The sequence below is a fragment of the Candidatus Margulisiibacteriota bacterium genome, from assembly GCA_028715625.1.
Lineage (GTDB): Bacteria > Margulisbacteria > Riflemargulisbacteria > GWF2-35-9 > GWF2-35-9 > JAQURL01.
Genome location: JAQURL010000006.1, coordinates 1 through 17750, shown reverse-complemented (window position 1 = coordinate 17750; position 17750 = coordinate 1). Strand labels below are relative to the sequence as shown.

At 39.0% G+C, this 17750-nt stretch carries 8 protein-coding genes; 5 read left to right on the top strand and 3 right to left on the bottom strand.

Annotation, left to right across the window (positions count from 1 at the left end):
• Positions 1-80 precede the first annotated feature (80 nt).
• Complete coding sequence (locus PHV30_01820; protein ID MDD5455751.1) at positions 81-1598, top strand: hypothetical protein; 1518 nt, start codon at positions 81-83, stop codon at positions 1596-1598.
• Between the two features lie 199 nt (positions 1599-1797).
• Here PHV30_01820 and PHV30_01815 read toward each other — a convergent pair whose 3' ends face one another.
• A complete protein-coding gene (locus tag PHV30_01815) occupies positions 1798-10014 on the bottom strand; it encodes a cyclic nucleotide-binding domain-containing protein (GenBank protein ID MDD5455750.1) in 8217 nt (2738 codons plus the stop codon).
• Between the two features lie 185 nt (positions 10015-10199).
• Here PHV30_01815 and PHV30_01810 point away from each other — a divergent pair, with 185 nt between their 5' ends.
• From PHV30_01810 to PHV30_01795, 4 genes are all read left to right on the top strand, one after another.
• Positions 10200-11582: a TolC family protein gene (locus tag PHV30_01810; protein MDD5455749.1), complete on the top strand. Its 1383-nt coding sequence runs from the start codon at positions 10200-10202 to the stop codon at positions 11580-11582.
• The gene (locus PHV30_01805; GenBank protein MDD5455748.1) at positions 11579-12673 is read left to right on the top strand and encodes an efflux RND transporter periplasmic adaptor subunit; all 1095 of its coding nucleotides are present in this window, start codon (positions 11579-11581) and stop codon (positions 12671-12673) included. Before PHV30_01810 ends, PHV30_01805 begins: the two co-directional genes overlap by 4 nt.
• Positions 12674-12693: 20 nt before the next feature.
• Positions 12694-15864: an efflux RND transporter permease subunit gene (locus PHV30_01800; GenBank protein MDD5455747.1), complete on the top strand. Its 3171-nt coding sequence runs from the start codon at positions 12694-12696 to the stop codon at positions 15862-15864.
• Positions 15865-15991: 127 nt separating this feature from the next.
• Complete coding sequence (locus PHV30_01795; protein MDD5455746.1) at positions 15992-16396, top strand: hypothetical protein; 405 nt, start codon at positions 15992-15994, stop codon at positions 16394-16396.
• A gap of 5 nt (positions 16397-16401) precedes the next feature.
• On the opposite strand, the gene PHV30_01790 is transcribed toward PHV30_01795, so the two are convergent.
• Positions 16402-16872 (bottom strand): GNAT family N-acetyltransferase, encoded by a 471-nt coding sequence (locus PHV30_01790; GenBank protein ID MDD5455745.1) that lies wholly within the window; start codon positions 16870-16872, stop codon positions 16402-16404.
• A 75-nt stretch (positions 16873-16947) separates the two neighbouring features.
• Positions 16948-17750, bottom strand: an 803-nt coding sequence (argF, locus tag PHV30_01785; GenBank protein ID MDD5455744.1) for an ornithine carbamoyltransferase, incomplete at its 5' end; no start/stop codon positions are given.

Here is a 17750-nt window from a genome sequence, read left to right as displayed (position 1 = left end):
ATATTTTTCTTTTATTAGTTGAAATTTTTCATTTTTTTATCCGATAAGATATATAGGAAAAAATATAAAAGGAGAATATTATGTTTACAAAAATTATAGCCGAGATAAAGGTGGCTCATCTCAATGGTAAGATTGATCCGCATAAATATATTAAAATATTAACAGAAAAAAGAGATGACGGGGGCATGGATTTGATAATAACTCCCAAGACCACCGAGGGCTTGGCAGAAGGCAAGGCACTGGTCGCTTCCCTTAAAAAATTGCTGGAGACAATCGATCTGGCTGATTGTGATCGTGTGGTTATAAACTGCGCGCATAAGGGAGATTTGCAGTTCTTAACCATGTACCTGGCTGCGACCCCGGAAATAGCACCTGTTCATTGGTTCGGACAGAATGCCGCGAACAAAGGTATGCAAAGAAAACTGCAAATAAATATTTTATCCAAAGATGCGTTTCTTTCCATACCGGACCTGATTTCCAATTGCCTCAACAATCAGTTCGGAACGCTGCAGACAATTGCTTCACCTTTTCATTCGGAAACGACTTTCTGTGTCAAATTGCCGGCAGATCAAATCAGGGAGTTGATATCCTCGTTTGAACAAAGACTGGACAATGCCGCAAAAAGACTGGCGGAACTATTTCCGCAATTGGTTAAGCAGGGTCATTTCCAGCGATATGCAGCTGAAATGAAAGAGTTTATCGACAAGTACTGCGTATTTAATGCTTTACCCGGAAGAAGTATCACCATAACTGAAGAAAATTTACGGAACATAACCACAAATTTGATAAAAGAATTGAAAACCTTTCATATCGAAACCGATGAGACAACTCATATATTTGTAGATGACAATGAAATTAATATAGTGGACGCAGGAAATCCTTTAACCCCTCTTCTGATAAATGAATTAAAGATATCCGCGCCTGACTTGAAAGATTTAAACATTATGATAACACATGGTCACAAAGACCATACATCTTACCTTAAAGCTACGATCGAAGCCGCTGTAAAAAAAGGATTAAAGGTGAATGTTTATTTACCCATTGAAACATTAAAACAACAGTTTTTTGGTATTTTTGTAACAGATATTGAATTTTTTACAAAATTCAAAGACAAAATAAATTTTTATAATATGGAATATGTAGTTATGCTGCAGCCGGTCAAATCTTTACATCGGTTTTTAGACAACAATGCTGAATTATATGCTGTTAATTCTTCCAATTATCCCGCGATCAAACATTTTATAGACAGTTTCGGTTATGTGCATTCAAACGGCAGCAAATCCAGAATTTTTACCGGAGATATAAATCCGCAATTCGGGCAACCGCTTGATGTAACTCTGGCTGACTTAAAAAAATATCTTGATGATCTGGTGACCCTGGCTAAATTCAAGAAAGGGATAAAGCACATAGATATTTTTATGGATTTCGGGCATTTTAAGATGCCTGGAGTGGAGCAGGGAGTGAGAGACTTTCTTGCTGAATATATGGAAGCATTAAGAGCCGACACGGATAATAGCGGGATTACCTTTAATATTTATTTGGACCATATAAAAAATAACGACTGTTTTATTCCTTGTGTGGATGGTAAATCATTCTGAACAGTTCTTTTTGCAGATTTAACGCCGAGTCGCATTATATCACGATGTCATTCTCCGGCTTGACCGGAGAATCCATTAATTACGAAATCCTGTAGATAACAGATTCCCGCTTCTCGCCTAGGTCGCAGATTGGGTCGCTGGAATAATAAATTAACTCATTTTGTATTTTGTGAGACAAGTATAGAAGAGGATATATTACTTACTTTGGGCGATAAATTAATCTGAACAGTTCTTTTTGCAGATTTAACGCCGAGTCGTAAAGCCAGTCAATTTTCGCGGTCAGATTTTTTATGATATTTAAATTCATTGTTGCCTCATTTTTAATCAGCAATTCGTTGAAATCATATTGTATTTTGCGAAAAGAAGATGCAATTACCGCAAAATTTTCTTTTGCCGGGCTTGTTAAATCATTTAAGTCCAAATAAGCCAAATGTGCTGTTAAGTAAAACAGCGTTCTTTCCAGTGTAGCCAGTTTTGCCTTGGATTCGGTCAATTGATTAATATGGGAATGATTTTCCCAGGAACTGTAAATACGTTTATCATTTAATTTTTCAAGCAAAGCCAGGCTCAGGCTGCGTTCATGGAAACCGGCTGTTTTGTCATACAATTTTTTATATAAATAGTTTTGTATCGAACCGGTGTTTTTTATATCGATACAGGTTGCGGAAAGCTCATTAAACATTTTGGCAGGAAGCTCACTTAACATTTTATCAAGTTCAGCAACGGGTTGCTTGGCAGGACCGGCAAAAAATTGTGATATTTCAGAGGCCATCAATGGTGTAAGCTCGTGATGCTGACCCATCTGAAAAACTCTGGTTCGAGGTTGGTAACCGTGTTTTCCAAGAAAATTTGCCGCGTCCTCACTTTGTTGCGGATTAACAATGTCATCTTTAGTTAAATGAAATAGAAGTACCGGTTTTTGCCTGCCGTCTGTAACCGACTCCAGGTCTGACCCCAGATAAGTTGTTTTGAAAGGCGCGTTAATCGCGAAAGCCCCGTCAAAAAGATTGTCCTTGTCAGTAAACAGGCTGTGAACAGCCATATATCCCCCCATAGAATTGCCACCGATATAACATTTGTTAATGTTGAGCAGACTTTTTGCGTGCCGGGTAATGTCTTTCAGATATTCCAGGGATACCTGTTTGGTTGGTTCTACAGCTTCTCTGGTATACCAGGTGTATCTTTTTCCGGCTTGTTCCCAGGGGGCAAAGGGGATTATAAAAATTGTGTCAGGTCGGGCGAGCTTGTCTGCCCAGCTATAAGCATCTGTTACACTGGAATCCATGCCATGCAGCAGGACCTGCAGGTCATACTTTTTATCAGCGGAAAAATTGTCAGGTAAGACCATATAAAACGCTCCGGCACTTTCAGAACTTTTTGGCGGCAATTCGCGCACGTCAGTCCACTGGTTATTATTTTTCAGAAATAATCTGGTTTTTTCCAGGTCGATCTGGTTTTTTGAAGTTTCAGATGTTTGTCCGGTGATAATGGCGTTTTCTTCCTGTATGGTTTTCAGGTCCACAGTTATTTTCCCGCGGTATTGCCTTTCAGCCACCGCCTGAAAAATAGATCTTTCAAAAGAAGTATTTCTGAATTCCGGAGGCCCGTTAACCGCGAAATATACATTATTACTCAGGTCATCCTTGGGCTTTTTACCGTGCCTCACCAGAAAATCCGGAAATTCATTTTTACGGCTTTTATATTTGTCTACTTCTTCTTCAAATATTTGTTTGAACATGGTAACCAATTTAAGTTCAAACTCTTCTTTGGCGGTTTGTCCATGATAAGCGTTGACCATGGTCTTCAGGACTTTTTCAAAAAGATAGGTGCCGAAATAATAATCGAAAACCAGACTGAGACTTAACGATATCCCGGCTTCTTTGCCAAAATGATGTTTTAATATCTGGTCAGTGGGTAAACCGCGCTGGATACGGGTTTCCATGTCTACCATAGTGCTTTGCCAGTCTTTAAAAACAAGACGTGTCAGCTGGCCTTTTTCATTCACTTCCAGAAAGAAATTCTGCCCGTGAGGCTCCAGCAGTATGCCTTGTTTAAACATAAAGTACAGGAACATACGGTACAGCGGTCTTAAAATAGTTTCCATAAAATATTTGAGCGGTTCTTCTCCGGTATTTTTAATATTGTTTTCTATGAACTGTACCAGAACGTGCGGGGCAGGATTGTTTTGCAGGTTAACGGCGTTATTATGCATGCCGAAAGCCGGTATCAGCACCCGTTTGTCAGAAGCGTTGTTAATCTGAGGGTAAGCTTTGGCACTGCGTACGGTCATTCCTATACTGCCACCGTCAGGATAGTAAGCAGGATCATTGATGATCGAAGCGCAACTGTCGTCAATAAATCCGAATTGATTTTTAATGTCTCTGGGGAGTTCGTTTTTACTTAAAGAATTTATTATTTTTTGAGAAATCTCGCGGCTGTGTTCCACATTATCTTTTTTAAAGTGTCTTTTGGACGGCCCTATCCATATGCCTGAATGCGTTTTGGCAATTATATCCCCCTCGTCATGTAGAACATACAGGGTCCTGGCTGAGGAAGTAGGATAGGTAAGGCCCCATTCTATTTCTTCATTGCCAAATGGCACCGCGCCGTTACGTTTCCATTCATCATAAACCTGCGGATGGACAATAAACCTTACTTTATCGCTGTCTTTTTGCAGATATTCATTAACATCTTTTTGTTCAGATATAAAATGCTGAACCCTGGGATCATTTTTTTTGAGCAGGATTACCGGTGTCTTTTTTGGCATCAGCCTCATGGAAAGGGTGGTGTAATTATTTACGATATCATCCTGATTTTTATTGCGGGCAAAACTGTTCGCGGTCAGTATGTTGAAAAACATTTCATAAATAAAGGTAATCCAGGCAGGATCAATTTTCCCTTTTCGAAACAGTTCCAGCATATTCTGGAAATTGTCCAGCTGCTGTGGGTTAGCCAGGAGTAATATTTTCCCCAGATGATTTTCCAGGCCCGGCCAGGCCCTGGCGAAAATTTCCGGGTGGACAAAAGTAAAAGCAACATTCGGATTAAGCTTCTGCCAATCATGATAAGATGCTGTATCAGGAAGATATACAGTCATCGGTTTTATGCTGCGATCAAATTTTTCCGCCAGTTCATTTAGCCAATCCTCAGTTACCTGCGTACATTTAAGCAGCATGGCCATAAGTGTGTTTATAATATTGATCTTTTCCTGCTCACGGGCAAAAGGTTGTTTGAGGATAGAATCAAATAAGGTGTTAAATGCAGTAATAAATTGTTGCTGATTTTTTATTTCCAGGTTATCGCCGTCAATTTCCAGAAATTTATCAAGTCCGGAAATGGTCATTTGAGAAACCATATTTTTATTTTTCAGTACAATAGTAGTATTTTCGTTTAATTTTAACAGGGACTTCCCGTCAAGTGTCGCGGGATTTGCTGAAATTCCAAGATATTCCGTGCCGGATTCAAGTGTGTTTCCAAGCTGACGATAAAGTGCCTGTAAGTCATCAAGAACGGACTGCAGGTCGGTATAAAGATGATCTTTTGCTTTCCGGTACATATTGTTTAGGGCCCTGATTGTCTGCTCATTCTCTGCGAAAACATCGAGTACATTAATCGCCAGTTTTTGAACATATTCATTGGCCAGTTCCATAACATTAACTGATGACGATAATTTTTTATCCTTATATATTTTTTCCTCAGGGTATAGATAAATACCATCAACACCTTTGGCAATACCCTTTGGAAAATCCTTCAGGCTGTCAAAGAGTTTATACAGGGCCTGCACAGGACGGATAAGGCTCGGGTGCCTGTATGACAGGTAATCATCAAAACTTGTCCTCCAGTAGATTTTAAATTCCGGATTATTAAGTACACCTTCAGTTATATATTGCGCGGAACTCTCCAGAGTGTTTTTATGCTCCCTGATACTTTTTTTAATGGCTTTTTGAAACTCCAGGCCCCGGACAATTGCCTCAGGATGAATGTTGTAATAATCCTCCCAGTTGGAACCTGAGAAATTTTCTAAAAGTTTCAATCTTTTATGCAGATAATCAGCTACAGTTTTATTTATATCAGTTATAAGATTATTTTTTTCTTCTTTATTATTAAAGTAAAAAACTAGTTGATGCCCTATATCTTCTCTTATTTCTTTTAGCCATGTCTTATAAGTATTTATGTCACTTGTGCCGAAATCAAAATTTTCAGGGAAATTACCCAGGATGAAATCTTTTATTAATTGACCGTCAAGTTTGACCGGGTTTTTAGCGATATAATCTTCCAGACTTTTCACAAGTTCCGTATGCGGGAAAAACAGCCTGTTCAGCTCATAAATGATTTTTTGCGGTTCAAGGCCGTCAAGTTTTAAGGTCAGCCGGTCTAACCATTGTCTCTCGGTAATGTCCATGACCTTCAATATGGAATTAAGCGCGGCGATAAGCTGAAAATCCAGAGACTTCAAATGGTTATAGAGACCTACAAAATGCCCGGCCCTTTTCATTTCTTCCTCAGATTGCTCAGCAAACCACAAAACACCCTTCAAATAATAGTCCAGCTCGTTGGTTATATTTTTCCAGACATTACCCGCACCGGTAATGAGACTTATAAATTGGTTACGGTAAACAGTATCATAGGAGAGCAGATCATTGTTTAAGGAACTGGAGATAAGCCCGATATTTCTGAATTTATTGACAAGGGTGGAGCCGATTTGCGCCCGGTAATATTTAAAAGGATTGAGCGGTTCTGTCAGGGGGTCAACATCCACAAGTTTGTTGCGGAGCATAAAGGCCAGATCATCTTCCAGGCCGGACAGGGTAAGCGCCGGATCAAAAGTGATATAGCCGACCACAACCTGAATACCTTCCTGTCTGAGTATCTCAATGGCTTTTTCTACCTCAGCGATGCTGCCGCCTTTATGGTACACTTTGTGAAACTGGGTTTCAGAACCGGATTCACCGCCCAAAAAGATTTTGTTAAGACCGGCTTTTTTGAGCAAACGTAACACTTCCAGACGTTTTTCATTTCCTTCAGGGTCATTTGCCTTAAAAATAGCCTGTGCTCTGGCGGCAATATAAAAAGCCGGAGAAGGCTTGCTGGAATTCGATTTGAGTTTGAGCACCTCACTCGCAAAATCAATTCCTTTTTGAAAATTTTCCGTGGATAAAAAATCTTCATCTACATAAATAATGAAAGGCGCTCCGGCTTCCATGTAAGCTTCAAAGTCTTTTATTGATCTTTCCATAGGAAAAAATCTGATCTTTCCATGTGTATGTGTGCAAAACCAGCATTTTCTGTAACCGCAGCCTCTACCCAGTCCTTCGGCGTTCAGCAAAAACCCGGCCGCGATTTCCCGATCTATGTTTGTCTGTCTGTCCGGCACAGGTATGGTGGCAGGATCAACAAACATATGCGGGTGAACATGCAGCTGTCCGTCATGTTTAAAGGCCAGGTTGGGGATCAGGGATAATTCACTCAGATTATTTGTAATGAACTGGTGAAGATTATCTACAGGTAAATTGCTTAACAGTTCAACAAGTTTGGCCAGCGATTCTTCACCCTCGTACCGTGAGCAGAAAACATTGGGAAAGCGCTCCAGAATATAATCATATGTCCAGGTGCTCAATAGGCCGCCTACCACTATTAACGGTTTTTTCTTAAGTTTTTCCAGATTTGTTAGCAGTTTTTCCAGTTCGCCCAATGTGCCGAAAGTAGCGGAAATACCAATTACGTCCGGGCAATTTAATTCCAGCTCAGCTTGCAAGGAATCAAGATTATTTTCCGGCCACTGGCAATCATAAATAGAAGCGCTGGCTTTTTCTTTTTCATAGGCATTCAAATACGCTTCCAGTGTAAGCACATTTTCAGGAGTACCTTTTACACCGCCGAATTGCTGACTTTCCAGATTTACCAGTATCACTTTTACCGGAGGCGGTACATTCTTCATATGGTTTGTGGCGAGCAATGTCTCATTTAGCTTCCAGCCGTAGAATTTTCCGTTCCTTACCCGATTGAAAGTAAGTATAAAACGTTCCTGGATAGCCGGATCATAAACCGATATTTCAATTACATGGTCTGAAAATTTCTGAATATTAAAATGTGTGAACTGTTTGTTCATCTGCCGGATCAAATTGAATTTAACCGTATTAAAAATTTCAGGTTCGTAGATTTTTTTATATAAATAAGTTTTATCGTAGTAAACAAACCTGGCAAAGGCAGTATTGATGATTTCTCCCACTGCGGCGCCGGCTTTTTCTTTAGTGAGTTCTTTGGTCTGCAGTCTGTTATGTCTTAAAGCGGTATCCTGGGAAAACAGATCCAGTTGAATTTGGTGATTTGTAAATTCCCGCCCGGCAAATTGCAGGTTTTTAAACAAGTTGTAAATATGGGACAGGGCTGTTTTTATTTCCGTATTCAGTTCCAGCGAAGCTAAACTGTTTCTGAACTCATCGCCGGACAAGACATATTGTCTGAAAAAATGAATAATAATGCTGGCAGCATCAGGCAGACAGCCTTCGATACCGGTTTTCAGATTTGCCGGAAGAAGGTCGGCATGTTTAAAAAGAAAGGAAAGGTCTCCTTCCAGTTCGGTTTTTTCAGACTGCGTCAATTCTGTTTCCCAGAGGTAGACCGAAACTATTTTCCCAAGTTCTACCAGGCAGGTCCTGATAAATGTATCACGATCTGAGGAAAATAATTCTTTAGATACCAGCAGTGTTTTTTCTGAAGGTAGGTAGACTATCCGCTGATTATTAAGGTTTACCCCCATAATGATTTTTTGAATGTAACCTTGTCTTAATAAAGTCTCACCCAGCAAACCTGTTATCAGGTTTTGCAGCAAAGCTATCTCTCCGGTCATTTTTTTGAATTCCGGCAAACTGGTCCTTACAGCTTTAAATTCTATGGAAAATAATTTCAGAAATCCGTTCCATCTGCTGAGCAGAGTTACATCGGTTGTATTCTTGATAAAGACAGGGGACGTGATTTCCGAGGTAGACACCTGATACGGCCGGAATAACCTGGCTCGGCTTTCCCTTTTACGCTGCAGCATTATTTCTTTTAATCCCTTGTCCACGCCAGGGTAACGATAAAGAATAAATTCAAAGAGTTTTCTGTTTATTTTCAGAACTTTTACTTCTTGCCCTTTTTCAGAGGTAACTGTTGCCGTTCTTCTGGCTGAAGACATCAATAGCGCCATTTCTCCAAAGATGGATAACGGTCCCAGTATGGCCAGGTCCTGCCCGTGTCTGCTAACCTTTACATCGCCTTCCAGAATAATATAGGCACAATCACCGACAGCGCCTTCCTGAACTTCATCAGTGTATTTTTCCGGTTTTACCCTTAGAGCTATCTCCTCCAGAGAAGCTTCGGAAAGATGAATATCCGGGGCCATTTTCTTAAAAAACGCTTCCAGACTCCATTTGATGGCATTAAATTGGGCATTGAATTGTGAGGAGCCGCGTAAAGGGTTGTATATAATTCTGTTGTATAAATCTTTATTTATTTTTAACGCAGTAACATAAGTACGGGCAGTAATTGTGGCGTTGCGCGGTTGATTACTTTGCAGGCCCACTTCTCCGAAAAAATCCCGACCGCAAAAGCTCCAGACTGTTTCCTGTTGTTTGTTTACAACATCGGCTTTACCGTTGAGCAACACATAGCAGGCATCGGATTCTTCTCCTTCGGTTACAATATTTTCCTGAGGCAGGACTTCCTTTACTTCCGACTCCGCGATGATTGTTTCCAGGTCTTTATCGTCAAGATGTGAAAATAAGGCCACCCCTCTCAAATAACTTTTTAGAAAATCCTTATCAGGTTTTCTCGCTATGATAATTTCATTTTCCAGCAGTTTTTTGTGCATAACCTGGGCTAGTAACAATGTATGTTTTTTGAATTTTATAAACAAACCTGAGGTCTTTGCGGCTATTTTTAACTGCTGTGAATCTCCGGATTTTATTAAAGCCGACGATTCAGCAGACAAAGGTATGAAATCTATCCAGCTTTTTATATCATATTCGCCGCTGAATTCCGGGTTCAAATTATCAAGCATGTTTTGAAGTTCCTGCAGAACTCTTTCATCAGCTACAACCTGAAGGCGTTCGCGATTTAATATCAATTTCAACAGCCCGTCAGCTACAGCCTGATTATTTTCAGTGATTATTACCACCTTTATAAGGTTCATGTTGATCCCGGCGCATTGCAGAACATTCAGTGATTCGGTAGTAGGGTTAACCAGTATCCCCTCAGTATCGCACCACACGACAAGGTTCAGATTGTTGCCCAGTTTTGTGTAAGAAAACACATCCAGCGATGTATCCTGGATCCTTTTCTGGAAATCCCATTTGACCGGATTATTCAGGTAATCACAACCTGGATTTTCGGTAATAGAAATTTGCAGAGGTGAATGGATAATTTTAAAGTTCATTTTCATACGCGTATTTACCTATTAAAATAACGTACATAAAAGGTAAAAGTTGCAGATTTGGCTGAAATTTTCAGCAAAATTATTTAATTGAAATATTAACGAACAAAAGTTAATATAATCATGGTTGACGAAGCAAGGTTTCATGCTATAATGAACAGTGTTCATAAAGCAAAAAAGGTGATCTGATGAAAAGAATAGTTCTAATTTTGATATTACTTTCTGCTGGTTTATGGGCCGAGGTTGTTTCTTCAGATATTGTAAGCATTCCCGCGGTAATCAATTTAGCAAATCAAAACAATCTGCAGATCCAGATCGCCCGTGATAAATATAATATAGCCAGGGCGCAAACCAATCAGGCCTGGTCAACGGTTTTTCCCAAATTTTCAATAGCAGCGGGCTATAACAAGATTGATAGTTATCAGAACCGATTGTCTAATACTGCTTTTTCAAGTTTCGGAGCTGCTTTTGCCAATGTTCCATCTATTAATATGTCAGCATTTGGCAGCTTATCTGCTTTGAATGTGAATGATATTTATTCTGCCAAGGCTTCAGTATCTCAAATAATTTTTAACGGAAATGTTATGCCGGCAATCATTGCTTCTGATTATGGGCTTAAAGCGGCGCAGGCCCAGCTTGATTTTACTAAAGAAGAAGTTTATTCAAATATATTCAGTTTATACTTAACAATAATTCAACTGGAAAAAAATATCGAAGTTCTGGAAGACACAAAAAAGCAATTTGACCAGATATTAAATAAAGCTGTGGAACTTCAAAAGAACGGTCTGGCTACCCAGATGGATGTTTTACGCAGCAAGTCCGGCTTGGCGTCGATTAAGGTATCGCTAATAAATTTAAAAAACAACCTTGATACTTTATATAACAATTTGGAACTTTTACTTAATACAAAATTGGCAGTAAGAAAGCTGGACAGCTCTATTATCAATGATCTGTATCAGGCTAATAATTATCCTGTGGATGCGGATTTGAATAAAGTTATTAATGAACGCAGTGACTATCTGCAGTTTGAGAATACTTTAAAGCTGTTGCAGACAAATATCGATATTCAGCGCGGCAACTACTGGCCGACAGTCATGCTGGTCGGTTCCTATGGTTATCAAAATAGTACCGGTTTCAGTTTTAATGATGCCAATCGTGATTGGTCATATGGTATTAACGGCAACTGGAATGTTTTTGATTTCGGAACAACTCAGTCCAAAGTAGATGAAGCTCAGGCCAATTATGAAATTATCAGCAAGCAACAGGAGCAGATGAAAAAATCAATTGATAATGAACTGACCAATAATCTGCATGGTATTAAAGCAGCCAAAGCAAAAATAGAATCTATCGAAGAAGAAGAAAAAGTAAATATTGAAGCAACAAACTTCACTCGCTCACGATATAATTTAGGAGACGTCACTAATCTGGAGTTAATCGACGCGCATAATCAGCTTTTGAACGCCAGAAGCAAGCTCATTGAAGCGAAAGTGGAATATGCGCTGCAGGTTATCAAATGGCTGAAGTCTATTGGCCAGTTAGCCAGATACGTGGAAAAGGAGTATAAATTATGAAAAAAACTCTGGTCATTGCCATAATTATTATCCTGGTAATTTTTGGTTGCAACACTTTTATAACCAGAAAAAATTCAAAGGCAGCTTTGCAGCAGGCAAAAATAGCCAAAAAGCTAAGCCTGGAAAATAAACAGTCTGCAAACGGACAGGACAAAATAATACCTGTAAAGATAATGGTCCTGCAAGAACAGAATTTTACCGCCAACGTAAAAACGGTTGCCACTTTAAAGGCCAAAGAAGATTATGTCATAAGCGCAAAATTGGGTGGAGAAGTGACCTATTTGAATGCCGAAATCGGTATGAAAGTTAAAAAGGGCCAGCTTATAGCCCGTATTGATCCTGATATGGTAGAAGCTACTTTGAGACAAGCACAGGCTAACTATGAGTTGGCAGCCAGTACTTATAAAAGACAAAAAAATTTATTTGAAAAGAAACTTATCTCCGATCAGCAGATAGAAGGAGCTGCTACTCAGTTTAAGGTTGCGCAGGCCTCTTTAAGCCTGGCCAAAATAAATTTTAATAACTCCAAAATTGTAAGTCCTATAAACGGTGTAATAGCCGAAAAATATATAGACCTTTACGAAACCGCAGGACCTGGCAAACAAATTGTAAGAATTGTAAATACCGATAAAATGGAAGCTGAAGTCGGTGTAAATGAATTAAGTATAGTAAGAATTAGAAAAGGTAATGATGTTACTATAAAACTTAGCGCCTACCCTGAACTGGTTATTACCGGAGATATTACCCATGTCGGTACTCAGGCCAATCAGGATACCAAAACTTTTCCGGTATTGATTGAATTTGACAACAAAAACGGGATCGTCAAAGGTGGCATGATCGCGGATATTTCTATCCTCCTGGACACCTATCAGAACGCAGTTGTTATACCTTTCAGTCTTGTTGAACAATCCGGTAACGGAAACTATGTTTATCTGGAAGAAAACGGGATAGCCGTAAGAAGAGATATTGAGCTGGGAGACGCCAAGGAAGATGTTGTCAGGGTTATCAAGGGTTTAAAAAAGGGAGATCATTTGATAATTGAAGGCAACAAATATGTAGCGGAAAATTCCAAAGTTAATGTTATCGAATAAAATACTGAGGTAATTTTAGAATGAAACTTATTAAATTCGCTATAAAAAATTATCTTACAATTTTTGTTACTGTTTTTATCATAGTAATTTTTGGTATCAAATCTTATTTTTCCATGCCCAGAGAAATATTCCCTGATATCAAGGTACCTTATATTTTTATAAACACTTTTTATCTTGGTGTATCACCCAAGGACATAGAAACATTAGTTACCGACCCTTTAGAAAAGAAATTAAAAAATATTAAAGGTCTGGATAAAATCACCAGTACATCCCGTGAAAGTGTTTCTTCTATTTTTCTGGAGTTCTCACCCGATACAGATATCGAAACCGATTTGCAGCGTGTTAAAGACAGGGTTGATCTGGCCAAGAACGATTTGCCCAAAGACGCTGACCCACCCGCGGTGAATGAGTTCAGTTTCGAAAATTTTCCATTTATTTATGTTAACTTATATGGACGTCTGGACCTGGTAAGGCTTAAGCAAATAGCAGACAAGCTCAAAGACGAACTGGAAAAAGTTAATGGAGTGCTGGACGTAAATGTTATCGGCGGCCAGGAAAGAGAAATTAGAATTATCGTTTCTCCTGAAAAATTACAGGAAAAACTGCTGTCCTACATGGATATTGCCAGGGCTATTCAGGGTGAAAATATCAACATCCCCGGCGGTAATATTGATATGGGTAAAGCCAAATATTCCATACGAATACCGGGGGAGTTTAATAACATCGAAGAAATTCGTAATATCATAATAAAGTCCGCCAAAGGTACTCCGATATTTTTAAAGGATATCGCCGAAGTTGTAGATACATTCAAAGATCAGGAAAGTTACTCCAGATTTAACGGCGAACCGAACATTTCGATTTCACTAACCAAAAGGTCCGGTACCAATTTGCTGGAAATTTCCGAAAAAGTGAAAAAAGTTACTAACGACTATATGAAAAAGCAGAAGATTGAAGGATTGAAGATATCTTTTGTAGGTGACCAGTCTATACAAATCAAGGAAATGGTTTTTGATCTGGAAAATCATGTTATTACCGGATTTCTTTTAGTAGCTATAGTTCTGTTTATCTTCCTTGGATTTCGTAACGCTATTCTTGTATCAACCGCAATACCGCTTTCCATGTTTTTGTCTTTTATAATTTTGCAGAAACTGGGTTACACGCTGAATATGATTGTATTGTTTTCCCTGGTATTGGTTTTGGGATTATTGGCCGATGACGCCATAGTTGTAGTTGAAAACATTTATCGTTATCTGGAAAAAGGTGTAAAGTTGAAAAAAGCCTGTTACCAGGGTACCAAAGAAGTTGCCATACCGGTAATAACTTCTACTCTTACCACTCTCGCGGCTTTTTTCCCTCTTGTTTTCTGGCCTGGGATTATGGGCAAGTTCATGGGTTATATGCCGGTTACGGTCATTGTTACATTAACCTGTTCTCTGGTCATTGCGCTGTTTGTAAATCCGGTTATCGGTTCGCGGATAATGGGTATTGCTTCCGCTCACAAACAAAATTTTCAAAATGAAGGTGAAGACAATCAGAAACAACCTGGGCGTATTATGCAGGCTTATGAGCGTTTGCTCAGATTTGCTTTAAAACATAGCAAAGCTACAATTGGTTTTGTATTCATGCTGCTCATAATTTCAATAATCGCCTATGGTAAATTGGGCAAAGGAGTGATTTTTTTCCCGGATATAACACCTACTCAGGGTTATATTACTGTGAAGTTGCCAGGCGATGCTGTTTTGAGCGAGACCGACAAAGTCGCCTCAAGGATAGAAAAATTTCTATATAAATATGATGATATTAAAAATTTCAACGCCAATATCGGTGGTCAGATAGGCGGATTTAACCCTGGCCAGACCAATCCCAATAAAGCGCAGATTGCTATAGATTTTAAGCAGCGGGCCATTGATCCGGTCGGTAAGGATTTCGACCCCAGAGATACCTTGAAAAAAATAAGGGAAGAGGTTAGAGATGTGCCGGGTGCGGAGATTGATGTTACCAGACCTGAGGGAGGCCCTCCCAGAGGAGCTCCTGTATCAGTACGTATCAGCGGCGAGAACTTTGACAAACTTATTGATTATTCCGAACAAGTGCAGAAACAATTAAAAAATATAAAAGGCCTCATTAATATTCAGGATACTTATGAAGAAGGTTTGCCGGAAATAACCGTGAGCCTGGATCGTGGCAAAATGGCTTTACTGGGAGTTAATACGGCGTTAGTTGCCGGAGCCATAAGAACAGCTATTTACGGTACAAAAGTATCAGTTTTCAGGGACAAGGATACCGGTGATGAATACGATATAACCGTGCGTTATCCCCAGGAAAGCCGACAAAACCTGGAGGATATAGAAAATATTTTTGTTATGAATTTCCAGGGTAAAAATATACCCCTGAAAGTTTTCGCAGATATTCATTTTTCTAAAGGAATAGGTTATATCCAGCATAAAGAGTTTGATCGGGTAATAGAAGTTACCGCTGAAGTTGAGAAAGGTTATAACAGCCAGGTCTTGCGAGGGGACGTTAAAAAAATGCTGGCAAAAACCCTGGTAGTACCTGAAGGTTATAAAATAAGTTTTACCGGTGAAGAAGAAGAACAGAAAAAAGCCTCGAGCTTTTTATCCAATGCTTTTTTGTTTACCATATTTTTAATTTTTTTAGTATTGATAGCTCAGTTTCATTCCTTCCTGATACCCATTATCATACTGGGTACAATTGTTTTAACGTTTATCGGGCTGCTCTGGGGCCTGATAATTACCAGAACACCTTTTTGTATCATCATGACCGGTGTCGGTGTAATCACTCTCGCGGGTATAGTCGTTAAGAACGGTATATTGCTTCTGGATTTCACAGTCAGACTGCGCGAAAAAGGCATGAGCAGGATTGAAGCCCTGGTCCACGCGGGCATTATCAGAACACGTCCGGTGCTGCTTACCGCATCTACGGCAATTCTGGGATTGCTGCCGATGTCTACAGGTGTGAGTATAGATTTTCACAAGTTTATTATTGTTACACATTCCGATTCTTCAGAATGGTGGGCCTCTATGTCTAATGCCGTTATTTTCGGTTTGGCTGTGGCAACTATGCTTACCCTGGTTGTAGTCCCCTGTGTTTATAATATTTTAGACGGGACCAAAGCAAAGCTGGCTCACAAATTTTTCGGGAAACCTCTGGACAGCGAGTTTCATCGCTAGATTTTTAATTCATAAAATTATCGAAACATGTTTTCACTTGAATCAAAAACTTAGCAATAAAATTAGTCTGATGAATTTTATTCCTACCCTGATACGATATATAAATAAATTGCAAAAGGAATAGCATTTGAATAAGAAAATTATCAATTTAAAAAAACAAAAAAAATCCAGAAAGGGAATAGGAGTTGTAGGGGGTTCACAGCCTCAACAGACTATTGCTGAACAAATGATAAGAGCAGGATTGATGGATTTTGGGAAAGTGCAGTTAAATTCCGAAATTGTTTGGTGTGAAAAGTTATTGGCTGATATCGCAAGTAACAGCCCTGATCAGGCACAGTTCAGCGAATTTGTACTTGAACTGGATAGAATAAAAAAATATGCCGCCCTCCATAATAAGGATGTCGGTCAGGAATTGGAGAAAAGCAGAATATTGAAAACAGCTATGGATAAATATTATCAGGAAATATCAGAAAAATTGTCACACGAAGAGATGGGTGGAAGAATTATGGAGGCCATATTTAAGCGGAAGTAAATTAATTATGAGGACGATATAGTCATTTTCATCGGGATAAATTTTATACCATTTTTAACTGTTTGTTCGCTTGTTTTTTGGAAGCCCAATTTCGCATAAATTTTTTCAGAATATGGTGAAGCGTTTACATCAATAAATTTTGTATGACTTTTTACCATACTTAACATTTTCAAAAATAATTTTTTACCGATCCCTTGATGGTGATATTTTTTGTTTACAAAGAACAGGCAGATATGATTAAAGTCTCGTGTTTCCAGCATTCCGACGATCTTTCCATTGTCTTTTGCCAGAAGTATAATATTTTTGTTTAGAAATCTGTTCAGGATATTTTGCGGATCTATAAAATCATAAAAACTCGTTATACCTTCAGCGGAATATTCAATGCCGATCAGTTCGTCAAAAACCTTTTTAATCAACAAATAGATTTCTTTTTCCTGGCCGGGCTTAAAGCTTTGGATTGTTATGTTTTTTATCATTATTTTTAGTATAGCATTTTTTTAAATGGACATTAAATTTGTTTACAGGTTAAATATAATACAGGAATGTACTGCTTAGCTGTATAAATAAGTGAGAATCGCTTTTTGAATATGCAGTCTGTTCTCAGCTTCATCAAATACAACTGATTGCTTGCCGTCGATGACTTCATCGGTTATTTCCTGTCCCCGATGTGCCGGCAGACAATGCATTACTATTGCGTCTTTTTTAGCTTTTTTTAGAATGGTCGTGTTCAATTGAAAAGGTTGAAATACTTTGATGCGTTTATTTTCCTCAGCTTCTTTGCCCATGGGAATCCACGTGTCGGTATATAAAACATCGGCATCTTCTGCTACCGCCTTTGCGTCATGACTTACAACTATACTGGATCCGCTTTTTAGGGCATTTTTTTTCGCCAGGGCTAAAATTTCAGCGGAAGGTTCATAACCTTTTGGCATTCCCAGGTGTATATCATAACCCACTGTACTGGAAAGAATAGTCAGGCAGTTGGCTACATTAAAACCGTCACCAAGATAGGCTATCTTTACTTTTTTCTTACCCTTTTTTTCTACTATAGTCTGGTAGTCTGCCATAATCTGGCAGGGGTGAAATTTATCAGAGAGAGCATTGATAACAGGCTTGGAAAAATATCTGGCAAAATCTTCTAAGGTCTGCTGTTTAAATGTTCTTATAATCAGGCCGTCTACATAACGTTCCATGGTTTTCGCTATGTCATATATGGATTCACGGTTCCCAAGTGATGTTACGGGTAGCGTAACTGAGTGCCCACCCAGGTCATTGATTGCTATATCAAAGGAAACATATGTTCGGGTACTGGGTTTTTCAAAGATCAGGCCAAACGCTTTGCCTTCCAGTATTT